Origin of the sequence: Helicobacter sp. MIT 05-5294 (genome assembly GCF_000765675.1) — a bacterium.
Lineage (GTDB): Bacteria > Campylobacterota > Campylobacteria > Campylobacterales > Helicobacteraceae > Helicobacter_D.
The window spans coordinates 1-1,968 of the sequence record NZ_JRPA02000049.1; the positions used below are offsets into that span (position 1 = coordinate 1).

At 33.0% G+C, this 1,968-nt stretch carries 2 protein-coding genes; both read right to left on the minus strand.

The window, feature by feature from the left end; all coding sequences use genetic code 11:
- Window positions 1-26: 26 nt before the first annotated feature.
- Complete coding sequence (locus tag LS69_RS09895) at window positions 27-1,478, minus strand: hypothetical protein (RefSeq protein WP_138124635.1); 1,452 nt, start codon at window positions 1,476-1,478, stop codon at window positions 27-29.
- Window positions 1,478-1,968 (minus strand): hypothetical protein (locus tag LS69_RS09900; protein ID WP_194145497.1); only part of this gene is annotated, 491 nt, incomplete at its 5' end. The genes LS69_RS09895 and LS69_RS09900, both read right to left, overlap by 1 nt.

Here is a 1,968-nt window from a genome sequence, read left to right on the forward strand (position 1 = left end):
CAAAGGTTGTGGGATTGAATTTTGTTTTAGATTCCATTGGTTTCCTTGTCATAAGCGTTTAAGAAGCTTAAAGCTAAAGCTTGATTGAAGCGGTAGGCAAGGTAAGCATTAATTGTGCATTGTGAAGCCTCAAAACAAGAGGTAGCGCAACCATATCTTGTATTTAGCCAAACACTATCTACTCTAAACTCTGAATCATTTCTCATCTTTTGCCTTAAGCTTTCAAAAATCGTATATTCAGTGCGAAAATTATTCTGCACTATAAGGGCGATTGATTGGAAATATTGACTAGAAGCGATTTCTATGATTTCATCATCTGACACATAAACAGTGCCTCTATCCCATACTTCTGCACTATATAGAGATAAGTAGGAATCCGCATAAGGAGCAAAGCTTTGTCGCATCTGTATAATATTTTTCCAAGAAGATTTTATTTTATTGCTTTTTATATTTTTGTATCCATCAAAATATTCTCCATCAACTTCTATTGTGGCGTCCTCCTTATCAAACTCCCAAATATCAGGATAATCTAAACTTGTCTCATCATTGTTTATAAATTCTAAAAGCTCATCATATCCGATTCCTAGTTTGTTGATTTTTGCTTTAGGGACAATAAGCTCTTTGTCATTAATTAGATAATTCTTTAAATTTAAAGCCTCCATTGCATACCATTGCTTAGGAATCTTACCTTCAATAAAAGTTGCATCATCTCCATATATAAGGCTAAACATCTTCTCTTCTTTGTTAAAAGCTTTTTCTTTATATTCAAATTTTTCTTGTTTCAAAGGTAAATAAGCTTTTAAGGATTCCTCATCTTTTAGGAATTGCTTTCTAATAGAATTAGGAATAATATCATAGATAATATCATAAAGGGTGATATTATTATACTCTGTAAGGGCAGTGAGAAAACTTGCAATGCTATAATCTTTATTCCCTATATTATTTAGTTCTTGCATCTGCATTCTTTGGATTGCCTGATAGATTGTGTAGGGCTTGTTTGAGAAAGTAAGACTAAAGTGCGTCTGCATAAAGTCCCTATATTCTAATTTTGGATTATGGATTAACTCTTTGTGCTTTTCATAAAGTTTAATGGTAAGCCATTGGGTAAATATCATTTGAGCAAAAGGGTATTTTTTTACAAGTTTAGAGAAGTCATCATTAGACTTTTGGTGGAAGTCAAGGACTTCTAAAATGATTCTTTTAGGCAAGCCTACACCAAAGGCACTAAAATCATTGTCTTGTAAATCCAATAAATCTTGTGGGGTGATTAAATCTAGCCAAATCATAGGAAAGTAAAGAGGAGTATCAAAGCCAATATAATGAATTTCTTTGCCCAAATACTCAAAGATTTTTTCATTTCTACGAATAAAGGGCTGACTAGGGACGAATGTGGTATCTAAAACGGGTAAATATTTGGGTCTCTCAAGGCTATGTTGTCTTTTGATTCTGTTTTTTTCTTGTAGCTCTATTGCATTCATTATTCCCCTATCTCTACTTTTCCTTGAATTTTGATTTTATTGCTTGTAATGGTAATTTTGCTAGAACCCACTTGCAAGACAATCTCCTCACCATTGCTTTGTATTATAGCATTTCCTATGGAGAATTGCATCTTTTTGTTGGCATTTAAGAGTGCTTGTTCTTGCGTATTGATGAGTAGGTTTTGATTGTTAAGGGTGGTTTGCTTAATGCTGTTTAATTTCAAACAATCCTTAGAATAAAGCTCTATATTATCATCAACACTAAGGGAATAGTTTGACTTAGAACTTATGTTAATATCTTTAAAGCTTTTAATATCCCAAGAACCCTTTATCGTGTCTTTTCTATTTCTTTTGATATGCTTTATGTTGTCTTTATGGATTATTATGCTTTGGTCTCCCCTCACTTCCACTCCCTTATTCCCTCCTACAGATTCACTAGAATCCTTAGCAATTCTTGTTGTGTTATTTGCTCCTACATTGAGTGTATTAC